Below are 15,652 nucleotides of genomic sequence, written 5' to 3'. Positions count from 1 at the left end.
AGTTTAATCAATGTTGACTGATACACCGCTATCGCGAGCAGGCTCACTCCTACAGGGGACTTTCTTCGGTCAGAAGATCTGGGTGAACAGCCAGTAGAGGCTGCCCGATAGCAGAATGGCGGCGGGCAGTGTCAGCACCCACGCCATCAGCAAATTGCGGATGGTCTTCATCTGCAACCCACCACCATTTGCGACCATGGTTCCGGCCACGCCCGAAGACAGCACATGCGTGGTCGACACCGGCAAACCAAACATGTCCGCCGCGCCAATGGTCAACATCGCCACGGTTTCCGCCGAGGCACCTTGCGCATAGGTCAGGTGGGTCTTGCCGATCTTCTCGCCGACCGTCACCACAATGCGCTTCCAGCCAACCATGGTGCCCAGCCCCAGTGCGATGGCCACGGCGATCTTCACCCACAGCGGAATAAACCGCGTGGCGTTGTCGATCTGTTGCTTGAACAGTTGCAGTTTGCCGCTGGTGTCGGCGTCGAAATTGCCGACCTTGTTTTTGTCCATCAGGCGAATGCTTTCGCTGGCCAGGTACATGTCGTTACGCACGTTGCCCATGGCTTCAGCCGGGACTTTTGCCAGCGAACCGTAGCCTTTGACTTCTTCACCGATGTGCCCGGTGAGAGCGGCGAGGGCGGGGATCAGTTGCGGCGTGGCGTCCTTGCTGCGCACGTAATCGGAGAGCACCGCACGCGGATCGGCGGGCGTCGGCAGCGGTGCACTTTTCACCAGTGCTTGCTGGGTGACTTGTGCCACGGCGGCGAACTGCAGCGATTGCTCTTCCGGCATGGTGCGGTTCAAGGCGTAGGCCATCGGCAGTGTGCCGACCAGAATCAGCATGATCAGGCCCATGCCTTTCTGGCCGTCGTTGGAGCCGTGAGCGAATGACACGCCGGTGCAGGTCAGAATCAGCAGACCGCGAATCCACCACGGCGGTGGGGTGTTGCCTTCCGGCGCTTTATACAGCGAACGATTCTTCACGAACGCACGCAGCGCCAGCAGCAACAGCGCCGCGCAACCGAAACCTACCAGCGGCGAGAGCAGCAAGGCGTAACCGATTTTGGTCGCTTGCGCCCAATCGACGCCGCTGGTGCCGTCGCGGCCATGCATCAAGGCATTGGCCACACCGACACCGATGATCGAACCGATCAGCGTATGCGAAGACGACGCCGGCAAACCCAGCCACCAGGTGCCGAGGTTCCACAGGATCGCCGCGATCAGCAGGGCGAAAATCATCGAGAAACCGGCGGAGGAACCGACCTGCAGAATCAACTCCACCGGCAGCAAAGCGATGATGCCGAACGCCACCGCGCCGCTCGAAAGCAGCACGCCGAGAAAGTTGAAGAACCCCGACCAGACCACCGCGACATTGGGTGGCAGCGAGTGGGTGTAGATCACCGTTGCGACGGCGTTGGCGGTGTCGTGGAAACCGTTGACGAACTCAAAGCCCAGCGCAATCAACAGCGCCACACCGAGCAGCAGAAACGGCGTCCACGTGGTGACCACCGTGCCGAGTTCGTGCATGTCGTGCATCAGGCTGTAGGCGGTGAACAGCATCCCCATCGCCAGCACGGCGAAAAAGATCACGTAGGTGAATGGGCCGGTTTTCTTGTCGAGGGCAGGCCTGCCGCTGGCGGCGGACGCGGGGCTGGCGGTCAGGGAGGGAGTAGCCATGAGCGGACAATCCTGAGCGAGGGAAGGAATGTCGCCCATGATCGTTGCAGAATGTTACAGAGAGACTGCGTCAGGTCAGTGTTTGGGGTTTTAGCTCCACCGCTGATCCGAAGACTGAAGAAGATCCCTGTGGGAGCGCGGTGGCAATGCGTTTTGTGGTCAGTAATCGCCTCTTTTACGAAACGCCCAACGCCCGGCAATCACGGTAAACGTCGCCACCAGCGCGACCAATATCCAGAACCCTTCCGGATCCTGCGACAACGGCACGCCACCCACATTCATTCCGAAAAAACCGGCAATGATGTTGATCGGCAACGCGAGCACAGTCACCACCGTCAGAGTAAACAGCGTGCGGTTGCTTTGTTCGTTGAGGTTGGCGGCGATCTCTTCCTGCAACAGTTTGATCCGCTCGCCGAGGGCGGTGAGGTCGTTGATGATCAGCGCAAACTCCTCGGTGGATTTGCGCAGCTCCTTGACGTCCTCCTTCTGCAACCAGGGCGGCGGCCGGTTGAGCAGACGCAATAACGAACCCGGTTCCAGTGCCAACAGCCGTTGCAGACGCACCAGCACCCGCCGGTTGGCACCGAGTTCGGCGCGATTGGTCGACAGCCGCGAGGAAAGCAATTCGTCCTCGACCTGGTCGACGCTCATGCTGGTCTTGCGCACGATCTGCGTCAGCACTTCACCTTGATCGCGCAGCAGGTGCACGAGCAATTCCGAGGGCGAACGAAAGCGTTCGCCAGCCTTCACAGACGAGCGCAATTTGTCCACCGAGTGCAGCGGTTGCAGACGTGCACTGACGATCAGTTTGCTGCGCACACAGACCCACAGTGTCGACACGTCCGAAGAGACCATGCTGCTGAGGTTGAACACCACATCGTTAACCACCGCCAGCAACGCCGAGTCGACATGCTCGATACGTGTCGAACGCGAGCCTTCGTGCAGCGCCTCGAAAAACTCTTCGGGCAATTGCAGATGACTTTTCATCCAGCGCTCGCACGCCGCATGCGCCAGATTGAGGTGCAGCCAAAGGAATTCACCGCTGTCGCTGTCGTCCTGCAAACAGCGCAATGCCGTCGCCGAATCGACTTCGCGGCCACGTTCGCCGGGCAGGAAACGAAAGCCGTAGAGCAGGCCAAACAGATCAGGATCGCGATGACTGATGTCGAGGCTGTGGTTCATGACGGCTCGCTGCGAGGAGGGCATCCGGGGCGGGTTTTACAGATTCACCTGAGCCGCATCATCGCAATGTCACATGACGTTTTTGTGACAGCAAAGTGACGTCAAATCAGCGACTTACCGACGGTCGGATTTTCTTCAAGAAGCGCTCTGGTGCGCCGATCACGCTTGGGTTACGTTGCGCGCGCTTGGCCATGAGCCAAGGCTCGCCGACATGGATGTCCGGCAAAATTTCACGCCTTACCGGGCGTGCCTCATCCCTGTCTTGAGTATCTTGCGATGCTGCAAAAATCCCTGAGAGCGCAAATTCTCGCCTTGCTGAGCGGCAGCCTGCTGGCGGTGCTGTTGATTGCGCTGGCCTGTTTTCATTTCCTGTCCAACGGCGTGCAAAGCTACAGCCAATTGATCGCCGGTCCCCTGCACACCTCGCAACTGATCGACGAAGCCAACCTGCAATTCAAGGTGCAGGTGCAGGAATGGAAAAACGTGTTGTTGCGTGGCAAACAACCGGCGGATCTGGCCAAGTATTGGGGTCAGTTCGAAGATCGCCAGCGCGATGTGCAGAAGATCCTCGGAGAACTGGCCGGGCAGAAAGGCATCGAGCCGAGTCTGAAAAACCGCATCGAACGTTTGCGTGATGAGCATCGTCAGTTGGGTTCTGCGTATCAGAAGGGACGTGATGCCTACGTGGCCGCCGGTGGTGATCCGACGGTGGGTGACGCGGCGGTCAAAGGCGTTGACCGTGCCGCCAGTGATCAGATGAGCGAACTGGTCGCCGAGTTGCGCAAGCAAGGCACCGCGCAGTCGGCGCTGATCAGTGCCGAGGCTGATCGCACCGTGTGGCTGGGGCTGCTGGTGATGCTCGCGTCGGGTCTGCTGATCGGTTTGTTGAGCCTGTGGCTGGTCAACCGCAACCTGGTCGAGCCGATCCGCAAACTCATCGATTACGTCACCCAATTGAGCCGAGGCAAACTGGCCGAACGTGTGGTCAGTGACCGCCAGGACGAGCTGGGCAATCTCGCCGCTGCGGCCAACACCCTGCGTGATTTCCTCGCCGACACCTTCACCCGTTTGCAACGCAGCGCGTCGGATCTGGACAGCGCCAGCGGTGAGTTGAACGCGATCGCCACGATCATGGCCGGCGGCACCAACGAGCAGTTCAATCGCACCGATCAAGTGGCCACGGCGATGAACGAAATGTCCGCCACTGCGCAGGAAGTGGCCCGCCACGCCGCTGATGCTGCGCGTGCTGCCGACGATGCTGACCAGTCTGCCCAACAGGGTGAAAAGGTCATGCAGAGCACCATCCACTCGATCACCCAGATGCGCGGCGAAATCGCCAACACCGCTACGGTGATCCGTCGTCTGGAAGCCGACAGCGGTCGTATCGGCAAAGTGCTGGAAGTGATTCGTGGCATCGCCGAACAGACCAACCTGCTGGCGCTCAACGCTGCGATCGAAGCGGCGCGCGCCGGTGAGGCCGGGCGTGGTTTTGCTGTGGTTGCCGATGAAGTGCGCAACCTCGCACAGCGCACCGCCGAGTCGATCATCGAGATCAACCAGATCATTCAGAGCGTGCAAACCGGTGCGGTGGACGCGGCGCAAGCCATCGACAGCGGCCAGACGCGCAGTGACGAAAGCGTTGAGCAGGTGACCCAGGCCGGTGCGATGCTGGAGCGCATCACCCACGCCGTGGAAGCGATCCGCGACATGAACCGTCAGATCGCTACCGCTGCTGAAGAGCAGACCTCGGTGGCCGAAGACATCTCGCGCAATCTCACCGAAATCACTTCGATCGCCAGCACCAACCTCGACAATGTGCAGCGCACCGAAAGCGCCAGCCAGAACCTGCATGGTCTGTCCGGGCAACTGAATGAAGTCACCGCGCGTCTGAGCGCCTGAGGCCATTGACTGTGTACCGATTCGGATACCGAGTCGGTACACAGTCGATCTCAAATTGATGCGGCCAGTGTCGATGACCGGTTATCTATAACCGGCATTGGAGCCTTTTCATGGTCAGCATCACTACTGTTTCGATCAATCAGACCGTCACGACACCGACCAGCAAAACGTCAATCAGTGACGTTGGTGACGACACGTCTACTTCAGCAACCGCCAGCACGGGCGCTACGCCCGATACCGGTAAGGTCGCCGCCGGTGGTGGGGCGGCGCCGGCGGGTGACAGCAGTTCCAGCAGCAGCGAAGAATCGGATTCGGTGAAAGAACTGCGCAAGCAGATTGCCGAACTGCAGAAGCAATTGCAGGAAGAACAGCAAGCGTTGCAAGCGGCGCAGGCGAAGCAGGAAAGTTCGGATGCCAAGGCTGCGGAAGTAGCCGCCGCACAAGCGCAGATCAGCGCTACCTCGGCCTCCCTGTCAACCGCTACCGCCTCGCTGTTGCAGGCGTTGCAGGATTCCGATTCGAGCACCTCGGGTTCGCTGGTCAGCACCTCGGCGTGATGCCCTTTCCCCTCACCCTAGCCCTCTCCCAAGGGAGAGGGGACTGACCGTGGTGACTATTCGAGGTACGCCGACCTGAAATATCGAGTCGCACTCAGGTCCTTGTTGTTTTCCTGATCGGCTGCAAGATTGCGAGGCTAACCCAGGTCTTGAATGACCCCCGATCGGCTTTCTATTCCCTCACCTTAGCCCTCTCCCAGAGGGAGAGGGAACTGACCGTGGTGACTATTCGAGTTACGCCGACCTGAAATATCGAGGCGCACTGGGGCTTTGAAAGGACCCCGATCGGCTCCCTTTCCCCTCGCCCCCTTGGGGGAGAGGGCTGGGGTGAGGGGGAGAAAATCTCACTGACAACACGTCAACCATGCCAAACACCAGACACAAAAAAACCGCACGATCTTTCAATCGTGCGGCTTTTGGTGGTGCGTTCAATCAAGTGTCTTGCTTGTTGCTCAACACCTTGCCAGTGGTCGCATCAAAGTCCACATCGAACTCTTTACCATCAGCAGTTTTCAATTCAACTTCATACTCATAACCATTGAAGTGGTTATCCAGATCCGTGTCAGTGATAGTCGCACCCGGATGCAGTTTCAGTGCTTCGGCGTTCATCGACTCCAGCGACTTGATCTTGCCCGACTTAACCAGTTCAGGAATCTGGTCAACGCGAACATCAGCTTGGGCCAAGCCAGCGGTAAGAGTCAGGGCAGCAGCGGTAAACAGGGCAGTCAAAGTTTTCATCGGTTCGTTCCTTGGGGTGATTCGTTTAAGTGGCCTCAGGTTAACCGGCACAACTTAACTCACCCTTAAAATCCCAAACCCAAACAAAACGGGCAAGCCCTGCACCTGCACAGAACCTGTGGAAGTGTGGCTTGCCCGCAATGAAGACGCCTCGATTTCAGATCAGAAACCGTTGTTCTTCAACACCTGATCAACACTGCCAGCTGCCGGGCGTTTATAGAATTTCAACAGTTCGCTGGCACGGTTGGTAAAGATGCCGTCGACACCGGCCGCCATGACTTTCTCGAAGTCCACCGGCTCGTCGACAGTGTAGACGTGCACCAGCATGCCCTGGTCGTGGGTGTATTGGTTCATCCACGGTTGCACCAGATCCGAATAGCTCTGGTCGCCACCCTTGGTCAACTTCGCCGAAGGGCCGGTGCCGATCGCACCCTGGGCCTTGGCGTAATCCACCCATTGTTTGAATTCGGCTTCGGACTTCGGCTCTTGCTTGCCGTAGAAAACGTTTTTGTCTTTCTCGCCGGATTCGGCAAACGTCACTTTCGATTTCGGCTCGATGCTGCCTTCGCCCACCCACAACAGGAGGATTTTCGGCACTTGCGGCATTTCTTTTTCCAGCAGTTCGAGGCTGTTTTTCTCGAACGTCTGCAGGATCACTTTGCCTTTACCCTGACCAACACCCAGCGCACTTTTCGCCAGTTTCGAACCGGCCGGGCTCAGCCAGCCACGATCCTGGAGTTTTTCCTTGAGGTCTTTCTCGATCCCGGGAAACAGCTGCGGCTCTTTGGTCTCGATGTACAGGCCCGGCTTGTGTTGCGGATTGGCCTGGGCGATGTCGATGATTTCATCGAGGGTCAGAATTTTCAGTCCGGCGTAGGACGGGCGGGCGCGATCCGGGTACTTGGCGTTGAACCAGCTGCCGGCATCGAGGGTTTTCAGTTCGGCCATGGTGAACGCGGTGGCCGAGGCGTCTTTGCGCTCCGGAAACTTGCTGGCAACGTCAGTGGTGCGTTGCAGGTTGTCGTCGTGCAGGGCGAACAGCACGCCGTCCTTGCTGCGCTGCAGGTCCATTTCCAGGTAATCGGCGCCCAGGTCGCGAGCCAGTTTGTAAGACGCCGCAGTGGATTCCGGTGCATCGAAAGACGCGCCACGGTGGGCGATAACCGCCGGGTGCGGGATGCCGTTGGCGGCTGCGAGCGCTTTCGGATCGGTTTGGCTGGCGGCGTGCGCCTGACCGAGGCCGAGCAGCAGGCTCAGGACCAGAGCGCTTTTGGTGAAAGTAGCGGGCATGTTCGAGTTCCTTTCGCAGGGCATTTTCAAAGACGTACCTTTTAACAACTGAAGCGCTCGGGTGCTATCGCAGGACCGACATAAACGTATTAAAAGCGATTTTTCCTGCACTTTTGTGGCGCGGTTTGCAGTACGCTTGCCCTCGGCAGACGTCCCGGCAGAGGGCGCGCCGCTCAGTTGCCCTGCGTGTAAACCATCGATCATTTTTCGTGAGGTTTACCATGCGCATCACCTCCCAACTCATCTGCCAGGCCGCCGACGATCTCAAGGGTTTTGTCGGCCTTAACCGCAAAACCGGTCAGTACATCGTGCGCTTCAGCGAAGATTCGTTCGGCATGGACGTGGCGGATGACGGCATTATTCCTGTGAACGAATTCGTCTGGGCGCCGGCGACAGCGCAGACCATGACGCTTAAACGCGAGTTGATTCAGTTGTTGCTGGATCAGAATATTGATGACCGAATCAACATCACCGAGCCGTTGCGCGTTTACATGAGCAAGGTTGACGTGCCGGAGATTGAGGCGGTGCGGAGTCTGGTGCGGGGCTGAAGTTTTGCAGGGGCCGTGCAGGCCCCATCGCGAGCAGGCTCACTCCTACAGGGGATCTGCGTTCGCCACAATCCAAATGTAGGAGTGAGCCTGCTCGCGATAGGGCCAGTGAGTACACCGCGTTATTCACTGCCCGAACCGATACTCACGCTCCACCCGACACACCCGCGTATGAAACGCCGAATACCATTGCGAACGACCACGCGCCTGAATCTCCCGATGCTCAGGATGCTGCCGCCACGCCAGAATCGCCGCTTCGCTCTGCCAATACGACACCGTAATCCCGACGCCATCGGCTCCTCGAACCGACTCAACCCCAAGAAACCCCGGCTGCTCACTCACCAACGCAGCCATGCGCTCAGCCGCCTCGGCATAGCCGTTGTCACCCTCGGTGCGAGTCGACGTAAAAATCACCGCAAAGCAGGCAGTCATCAACGTGTCTCCGCGCAAGCTTCAACAAACGCGCGCACCAGCGGCGGCATCTGCCCTTTGAGCGCCGCGCGTTCCGGTTGAAACAACGTCGCGACAAAAAACCGGTGATCCTTGAGTTCGATCGCGCGCAAATCCCCTGACGAATCATGCCCGACTGCCTGTAGCCGATCGTTCAACAGTTCCCGTTCGAACAGCGGATTCACACCGAAGCGGCAGCGATAGCCTTCACGAATCTGCGACGTTTCGTACGCCTTGGCGATCAACGACCCGGGAACCAAGTGAATACTGTCCACCGCTTCGACCAGCGAACAGGTCAACGGCGTGAGTACCGCGCGTTCAGAGTCGGGCGATGTTTCACCGTGTTCCGCATCCTCCCAACCCAACACGTTGCGGGAAAATTCCAGCACTGCATGCTGAAAACCACCGCAGGTGCCGAGGAAAGGGCGCTGCTGTTCGCGGGCAAAACGGATCGCCCGCAATGCGCCGGCTTCACTTTTGTAAGGACTGGCGGGGACGCACCAGAAACCGTCGAACCGCTCGAGCGGCGTATCGGCGTGGATCTGCTCGGTGGGCAACCATTCGAATTGCACGTTGCGGTTGAGGTGTTCGGCGACCAGCCCGAGGGCGACGGGAATGGCTTGGTGGGCGGTGACCTGCGGGTCGTAATCGCCAATCAGGGCGATACGGATGGCGCTGTTTTCCATGGAGGTTCCCTGCGCTTGTTGATTGATGGCACTCACTATAGATTGGCGTTCACGCACTCAATATGGGCGTTTACCCAAGTGATCAATGCAGCGACGCACTATCAGCTCGACTACCCCGATCTCGCCCTGATTCTGGCCTTGGTACGAGGCGGCTCTCTGGCCCGCGCTTCGCAGCTGTTGAAGGTCGACGTGTCGACGGTGTTCCGCGCCGTGCGCCGTCTCGAAGCCGCACTCGGTCAGCAACTGTTCGAAAAAAGCCGCGCCGGCTACCTGCCGACGACGTTGGCACAGACACTGGCCGAGCAAGCCGAACGCGCCGAACAGGCGCTGGAGGCCGCGCGCATTGGTGTAGAGCAGGGCGGTGAAGTGGTCAGCGGCACGGTGCGCCTGACCTGCACCGATTCCGTCTTGCAAGGTTTGCTGCTGCCGGCGCTGGCGCAGTTCATGCCCAATTACCCAGCACTGACCATTGAGCTAAGCACCTCCAACGATTTCGCCAACCTCAGTCGCCGCGATGCCGACATCGCCCTGCGCCTGACGCGTACACCGCCCGAGCATCTGGTCGGACGGCAACTGGCGAAGATTTCCTACCGGGTCTGCGCCAGTTCGCGCTATCTGCAGAATGTCGATGCGTCGGATCTGGCCGCGCTGACCTGGATCGCTCCGGACGACTTTCTGCCCGATCACCCAACCATCGCCTGGCGTCGGCAACACCTGCCCGGCGTGACCCCGAGCTATCGTTGCAACAGCATATTGTCGGTAACCGAACTGGTTCGCGCCGGCCTCGGCGTGGCGGCATTACCGGACTTTCTGATCACCGAGGGTGTGCAGGCGTTGAGCGAGCCGCTGCATTGTTATGACACCGCGCTGTGGCTGCTGACCCGCCCGGATTGCCGGGCGTTGCGCTCGGTGGTGACGTTGTTCGATGAATTGGGGCGGGCGCTGCGTTTGCCGTGATCAGCGCTGCGGGTTCTGGCGCATGTGATCGTGCAACTCGCTGGTCAGGCCGGCGATGCGTTCGGTGAGGTTTTTGGTCATCTCGGTGAGGCGGGTGTTCTGCTCCAGCAGCTCAAGCAGTTGCGCGGTGTTCTTCGCCGCTTGGGCCTGACGCTCGGTATTGGCCTGTGCCAGGTCTTCACGATGTAGTGCGTCAGCATCGGCCTGCGCCTTGTCGCGGGCAGCCTGGCGTGTTTGTGCGAGCAGAATCAGCGGCGCGGCGTAAGCCGATTGCAGGCTGAAAGCGAGGTTCAACAGGATGAACGGGTAGACGTCGAAGGTGGTCACGCCAAACACGTTGAGGCAGACCCAAAACAACACAATCAGGGTTTGCGCGCCGAGAAACATCGGCGTGCCGAAGAACCGCGCAAACGCCTCGGCGCGCAGGGCGAACGTGTCGTTACCGAAGGTGGTACTGAGGTGGGCGTGGGGGCGGTGGAAGCGCAGGTGATCGACGGGAGCTGTTTCAGGCGATGCGGGTTTTTCAGTGGTCATGGTGCACTCGGCAGGGCGTGGGACGTGTAGTCACTATAGCCCTGCGTTGTGGCGACCGGCCCCTTCGCGAGCAAGCTCGCTCCCACAGGATCAGCGGTCGGAACACAAAACCCGTGGTCGACTCAATCTCTGTGGGAGCGAGCTTGCTCGCGAAGGCAACGACGCGGTCTACCTGCCTTTAACCCGGGGCCCGCTCATTGGCAAACATGCTCACCGCATCCACTGCCTCACTGGCGCCATCACGAATCTGCAAGATCACCGTCCCCGCCTGATTCGCCAACTCGACCCCTTCCGCCGCGCGCCCGCGGGTGCCTTCCATGCTCTTGATGGCTTGGCGGGTCTCGTTCTGGATCAGCCCGATCATGCTGGAAATCTCCGCGGTCGAGCCGCTGGTTCGAGCCGCCAATTGCCGCACTTCGTCAGCGACCACGGCAAAACCGCGACCCTGTTCACCGGCGCGCGCTGCTTCGATCGCAGCGTTGAGCGCCAGCAGGTTGGTCTGGTCGGCAATCGCGCGGATGGTGTTGACGATGGCGGTGATCTGCTCGGAGCGTTCCCCCAGTTGTGCAATCAGCGTTGAAGACTCAGCAATGTCTTCGGCGATTTCACGCATTTCGCTGGCGGCTTGCTGGATCACCTGCGTACCTTGCTCGGCGACTTTTCGGGTTGCCACGGAGATGTGATACGCCGCGCTGGCACTGCGCGCGTCCTGTTCGTGTTGCTCGACCCGGGCGGTCACGTCGGAGGCGAACTTCACCACTTTGCACAAGCGCCCGGCAGCGTCATAAACCGGGTTGTAGTTGGCTTCGAGCCATACGGTTTGCCCGCGTTTATCGACGCGTTCGAACTGACCCTGGAAAAGCTCGCCCTGGTTCAAGCGCCGCCAGAAATCTTCGTAGGCGCTGCTGTTGACCAGTGCCGGCGTGCAGAACAAACGGTGATGTTTACCTTTCAGCTCGGCGAGGTTGTAACCCATGCGCGTCAGAAAATTCTGATTGGCCGTGAGAATACTGCCGTCGAGGTTGAATTCGATGACCGCCATTGCCCGGTCAATCGCCTGCAACTTGGCGTTGGCTTCGCTTTCCTGCTGCACCTTGGCGGTCACGTCCATCGCGTACTTGACCACTTTTACTACGCGCCCCGAGGCATCCTTGATCGGGTTGTAACTGGCTTCCAGCCAGATTGGCTGGCCCTTGCCGTCGACCCGCTCAAACGTACCGGACTGAAACTGGCCATTTTTCAGGCGTGACCACAAATCAGTGTACTGAGCACTACGGCCGAACTCTGGCGTGCAAAAGCGTCGATGCGGTTGGCCGATCGCTTGTTCGGCGGTGTAACCCATAGTCTTGAGAAAGTTGTCATTGGCACGCAGCACCACGCCATCGAGGTCGAACTCGATCACCGCCATCGAGCGATTGATCGCATCGAGCAGGCCGGCTTGTTCGGTGAGGGTGCGCTGAAGATCGTCGATGACGGATTTGTGGCGATTGAAGAACATGTTCGCACTACTCTGGAAGTGGGGAGGATCAAGGATTCAGTCCCTATTTCCGCGCCGGCAGACCGAATGCGCGGACGGCATTCGGCAATGACTGCTCAATGCCAGTATTCCTTAGCTGGCAGATGGCTACTTATACAAAACTTCATAAACTTGTACAAGAGAGTAATTATTTGTAATTTTGTATAACTTTTCGGGCGTCGGTGTTGTCCGCCGCGCCCTTGCTCAAGGCAACGCTGATGGTGTTGAGGTCCTTGTTTTTAGCGGTTTAGAGCGCTTTGTCGACATCGTTCAGCCAGTCGAGGGCATCCTTGTACAAGGATTTATAGCGCGCCAAACCGATACTAAGGCCCACTCGCAACTCTGGCACTTGCGGATGACAGCATGAATTCAATGCTTGACCCATCGCGCCATCAACCCTCCAGGCCTCATGCAGCGGCAACTGGCAGGGTCACGCAGAGCGGGTTACAGGAGACGGGCGGATTAGCGTTGATAGCAGGCGAGAAACATTTCCAGTGCCGATTCGGCGACGGTGTTCTGCATCTCGACATCGAGGGCTGCGCGGCCCATCGACATCTGTGGCCAGAAACCAAAGGTTTTGAGCAACCCTTGGACCTGATGCGCGGCGAACTCCGGATCGACCGCTTTCAGTCGACCGTCAGCCTGCGCGGCGCGAATCCACACAGTCAGACCTTCCTCGCGTTCACCCATTCGCTCGACCATGTTCTGCGCGCGCTCCGGCGAATGAATGGTCGCAGCAATTGCTACTCGGGCCAGGGTCAGAAAGTTTTCGTCGGCCATCAACTGCATTTTGGCCTGAAGCATTTGCCGCAACTGATCACGTAGAGGCTGATCGCGGTTATAGACGACCGATTGCTCGGCGCTGATTCGTGCCCACAACTGGTTGAGAATTTCGGCGAACAGCTCTTCTTTGCTGGGGAAATGGTTGTACACCGTGCGCTTGGATACACCGGCGGTGGCCGCGATTTTGTCCATGCTGGTGACTTCGAAACCGTTGGCACGGAATTCGGCAATCGCCGCTTGAATAATGGCTTCGCGTTTACGGTCGGTGAGGCGCTGTGGAGCTGTCATGAGTACGCTTCGGCAGAGAAAAGATGAAATTACACTTGGCAGTTTACTTGTCATCCGCTTTGATGCAACCTAGAAACTACACCGATCAGTGTAATGTTGCGTTAATCCTCGCAACTTAAAAAACAGAAGTTCGGCCTATGCGTGCAGCTTTGGCCATTTATCGTCCCACCGTGGAAAAACCGCGAATTGCGCGGTTTTCCTGGAGTCATTCAGTCATGGCCAATCCAGTTTCGATCCCGGATCACACATCCACGCCTGAAGCCTCGCGGCAGCATCAGGGGCTGTTTCGCAATCACGCACCGGTTCAGCGCGAAGGCGTGCGCAAAATGCTGCGGATCATGTGGAACATGATTTTCCACAAACCGCGCAACACCCGGCCCGCCGCGCCTATCCCGGTGCAAGCGTTGACCCGGGAAGAACTGCTGGCAGCGCCCAATCACAGCGTCTTTCGCCTCGGTCACTCGACCTTGCTGCTGAAGCTGCGCGACAAATTCTTCATCACCGACCCGGTCTTCGCCGAGCGCGCATCGCCAGTGCAGTGGGCCGGGCCGAAACGCTTCCACCAGCCGCCGATCAGTATCGACCAGTTGCCGCCGATCGAAGCGGTGATCCTGTCGCACAACCATTACGACCACCTCGATTACCAGGCCGTGCTCAGACTGGCCGCCAAGACCAACCTGTTCCTGACCCCGCTGGGCGTCGGCGACATCCTGATCAAATGGGGCATCGATGCCAGCAAAGTCCGCCAGTACGACTGGTGGCAGGGCGCCGAGATTGCCGGCATCCGTTTCGTCGCCACACCGTCGCAACACTTCTCCGGCCGTGGCCTGTTCGATGGCAACAGCTCACTGTGGGCGTCCTGGGTGATGATCGACGGCGACACCCGTATCTTCTTCAGCGGCGACAGCGGCTACTTTGACGGCTTCAAACGCATCGGCGAACAGTACGGCCCGTTCGACCTGACCCTGATGGAAACAGGCGCCTACAACGTCGAATGGCCGCACGTGCACATGCAGCCCGAAGAAACCCTGCAAGCGCACATCGACCTAAAGGGCCGCTGGCTCTTCCCGATCCACAACGGCACCTTCGACCTGGCCATGCACGCGTGGCACGAACCGTTTGACCGGATTCTGGCACTGGCGTGGGAACGCAGTATTTCGATTACCACGCCGCAGATGGGTGAGGCGTTTAACATCGCTCAGCCGCAACGCGGGGAGGCGTGGTGGTTGGCGGTTGAAGGGGAGAGTGAGGGTGTGGTGCAGAACGCCTGATAGATCTTCGCCAGTTCGCCCCTTCGGGGGCGATTGTCTTACTCAGCCATCGCAAAATCCCCACGCCCCATCGCTTCCGACGACACGCCCTGAACACTCGCACTACGCCCCGGTGCAAACCCGGGAAAGAACACCAGCCCCTGCGCCTCGAACCGGTAAGCCAACGCCAGTCGCGCCGCATCCGCTATATCCTGCTGCGCTTCAAACCGTTGAATGTCTTCAACCGAAACTTCAGCCTCCCGCGATAGCTGTTCCACGCTCCAGCCCAGCATTGCTCGGGCCTGGACGCAGTGCGTCGGGGTGAACTGGAAAAGGGCAATGCGTTCGAGGATGTGGTTCATCGCAAGAGAGGCCATGGTGTGCTCCGGGCTCAAGAGTGCTGATTGAAAATGTACTGTGTTTTTGTACAGTTGTTTTCGGCCGGGATCAAACGCATTTTTTGATTTGCCCTAATTCGCTGCCTGCAACCAGACGGACGGTGCCTGCCCGAGGATCCGCCGGAACATTGTCGAGAACGCCGCCGGGCTTTCATAACCGAAGTCCAGCGCGATACGCGTCACCGCTTCACCCGCGGCCAGTCGCGCCAGCGCCAGGACCACGCACGCCTGCTGTCGCCATTGCCTGAAACTCAATCCGGTCTGTTGCCGAAACATCCTGTTGAAGGTGCGCAAGCTTATGTGTAACTGCTCGGCCCACTGCTGTGGAGATTGATGGGCGCACGGCTGATGCAGAAAGGTCTGACACAGGGATAGGAGCTTTCCGTCAGTCGGTAGCGGAATGTGCAACGGCAGCGGCGCACTGCGCGTCAGTTCATGCAGCAAGAGATCGATCAACACGCCATCGCGCCCGTCCAGGTCGTAGGCCAGCGGCACCTCCACCGCCTCCATCAGCAAATGCCGCATCAACGGCGACACACTGATCACCTGGCAGCGCTCGCCCAAATCCACCGCGCCCGGTTCGATATACACACTGCGAGTGCTGACCCCGAGCATCAACACCTCATGCGCCACCCCCGGCGGAATCCACACCGCCCGCTGCGGCGGCACTACCCAGTTACCGTCATGGGTGCTGACTAGCATCACACCCGTCGCGCCGTACAACAACTGCGCCCGCCGATGCGTGTGAAGGGGCAGCAAGTGACCGTGGGAATAATCCGTACCGATCGCCACCACCGTGCGCGGCGTGTCATCCAGCAGATTGATCGAAACATTGCGCATCTGGCGTTTCCCGGTGGTTGGCGTAAACGCAAGTATTATTGGCTGACTTGCTG

At 59.0% G+C, this 15,652-nt stretch carries 15 protein-coding genes and 2 pseudogenes; 5 read left to right on the top strand and 12 right to left on the bottom strand.

The features are described 5' to 3' along the window. Positions 1-69: 69 nt before the first annotated feature. Positions 70-1,683 (bottom strand): inorganic phosphate transporter, encoded by a 1,614-nt coding sequence (locus ACW9IR_RS15975; RefSeq protein ID WP_077574219.1) that lies wholly within the window; start codon positions 1,681-1,683, stop codon positions 70-72. Between the two features lie 159 nt (positions 1,684-1,842). Continuing rightward, positions 1,843-2,865: a transporter gene (locus ACW9IR_RS15970; protein ID WP_102900881.1), complete on the bottom strand. Its 1,023-nt coding sequence runs from the start codon at positions 2,863-2,865 to the stop codon at positions 1,843-1,845. Between the two features lie 276 nt (positions 2,866-3,141). Between ACW9IR_RS15970 and ACW9IR_RS15965 the strand changes: the two genes are divergently transcribed. Next, complete coding sequence (locus tag ACW9IR_RS15965; protein WP_102900880.1) at positions 3,142-4,764, top strand: methyl-accepting chemotaxis protein; 1,623 nt, start codon at positions 3,142-3,144, stop codon at positions 4,762-4,764. A gap of 110 nt (positions 4,765-4,874) precedes the next feature. Then, positions 4,875-5,321, top strand: a complete 447-nt coding sequence (locus tag ACW9IR_RS15960) for a hypothetical protein (RefSeq protein WP_457464127.1) — start codon at positions 4,875-4,877, stop codon at positions 5,319-5,321. A 432-nt stretch (positions 5,322-5,753) separates the two neighbouring features. Here ACW9IR_RS15960 and ACW9IR_RS15955 read toward each other — a convergent pair whose 3' ends face one another. Beyond that, positions 5,754-6,059, bottom strand: coding sequence for a PepSY domain-containing protein (locus ACW9IR_RS15955; RefSeq protein WP_007917758.1), 306 nt, complete (start codon positions 6,057-6,059; stop codon positions 5,754-5,756). Positions 6,060-6,221: 162 nt separating this feature from the next. Further along, a complete protein-coding gene (locus ACW9IR_RS15950; protein ID WP_457464125.1) occupies positions 6,222-7,349 on the bottom strand; it encodes a glycerophosphodiester phosphodiesterase in 1,128 nt (375 codons plus the stop codon). Positions 7,350-7,570: 221 nt separating this feature from the next. Here ACW9IR_RS15950 and ACW9IR_RS15945 point away from each other — a divergent pair, with 221 nt between their 5' ends. Continuing rightward, on the top strand, positions 7,571-7,897 hold the full coding sequence (locus tag ACW9IR_RS15945; protein ID WP_110718768.1) for a DUF2025 family protein: 327 nt from the start codon (positions 7,571-7,573) through the stop codon (positions 7,895-7,897). 126 nt (positions 7,898-8,023) lie between these two features. Here the strand turns inward: ACW9IR_RS15945 and ACW9IR_RS15940 are convergent, their stop codons facing one another. Both ACW9IR_RS15940 and ACW9IR_RS15935 read right to left on the bottom strand, forming a co-directional pair. Further along, on the bottom strand, positions 8,024-8,329 hold the full coding sequence (locus tag ACW9IR_RS15940) for an antibiotic biosynthesis monooxygenase family protein (protein WP_457464122.1): 306 nt from the start codon (positions 8,327-8,329) through the stop codon (positions 8,024-8,026). After that, positions 8,329-9,033 carry a CTP synthase C-terminal region-related (seleno)protein gene (locus ACW9IR_RS15935; RefSeq protein ID WP_095121228.1) on the bottom strand — a complete coding sequence of 235 codons (705 nt, stop codon included), beginning with the start codon at positions 9,031-9,033 and terminating at the stop codon, positions 8,329-8,331. Before ACW9IR_RS15935 ends, ACW9IR_RS15940 begins: the two co-directional genes overlap by 1 nt. Positions 9,034-9,048: 15 nt before the next feature. On the opposite strand from ACW9IR_RS15935, the gene ACW9IR_RS15930 reads away from it, so the two are divergent. Next, a complete protein-coding gene (locus ACW9IR_RS15930; RefSeq protein WP_457464120.1) occupies positions 9,049-9,990 on the top strand; it encodes a LysR family transcriptional regulator in 942 nt (313 codons plus the stop codon). On the opposite strand, the gene ACW9IR_RS15925 is transcribed toward ACW9IR_RS15930, so the two are convergent. The 4 genes and pseudogenes from ACW9IR_RS15925 to ACW9IR_RS15910 all read right to left on the bottom strand — a co-directional run bounded on the left by ACW9IR_RS15925 (position 9,991) and on the right by ACW9IR_RS15910 (position 13,111). After that, positions 9,991-10,524, bottom strand: coding sequence for a DUF1003 domain-containing protein (locus tag ACW9IR_RS15925; protein WP_457464118.1), 534 nt, complete (start codon positions 10,522-10,524; stop codon positions 9,991-9,993). Between the two features lie 178 nt (positions 10,525-10,702). Then, positions 10,703-11,140 (bottom strand): annotated as a pseudogene (locus ACW9IR_RS15920) (methyl-accepting chemotaxis protein); the annotation flags it as partial. Positions 11,141-11,248: 108 nt separating this feature from the next. Then, positions 11,249-11,932 (bottom strand): annotated as a pseudogene (locus ACW9IR_RS15915) (PAS domain-containing protein); the annotation flags it as partial. 570 nt (positions 11,933-12,502) lie between these two features. Next, a complete protein-coding gene (locus tag ACW9IR_RS15910) occupies positions 12,503-13,111 on the bottom strand; it encodes a TetR/AcrR family transcriptional regulator (RefSeq protein ID WP_457464116.1) in 609 nt (202 codons plus the stop codon). A gap of 215 nt (positions 13,112-13,326) precedes the next feature. On the opposite strand from ACW9IR_RS15910, the gene ACW9IR_RS15905 reads away from it, so the two are divergent. Continuing rightward, positions 13,327-14,382 carry an MBL fold metallo-hydrolase gene (locus ACW9IR_RS15905; protein ID WP_457464114.1) on the top strand — a complete coding sequence of 352 codons (1,056 nt, stop codon included), beginning with the start codon at positions 13,327-13,329 and terminating at the stop codon, positions 14,380-14,382. A gap of 38 nt (positions 14,383-14,420) precedes the next feature. Here ACW9IR_RS15905 and ACW9IR_RS15900 read toward each other — a convergent pair whose 3' ends face one another. After that, positions 14,421-14,738 carry an XRE family transcriptional regulator gene (locus ACW9IR_RS15900; RefSeq protein WP_457464112.1) on the bottom strand — a complete coding sequence of 106 codons (318 nt, stop codon included), beginning with the start codon at positions 14,736-14,738 and terminating at the stop codon, positions 14,421-14,423. 93 nt (positions 14,739-14,831) lie between these two features. Next, positions 14,832-15,599 (bottom strand): AraC family transcriptional regulator, encoded by a 768-nt coding sequence (locus tag ACW9IR_RS15895; protein WP_457464110.1) that lies wholly within the window; start codon positions 15,597-15,599, stop codon positions 14,832-14,834. Positions 15,600-15,652 lie beyond the last annotated feature (53 nt).

It is taken from the genome of Pseudomonas sp. SDT291_1_S447, from assembly GCF_054070155.1.
Note: the sequence above shows the minus strand (reverse complement) of the source record. Positions and strands in the feature narration are given on the sequence as shown.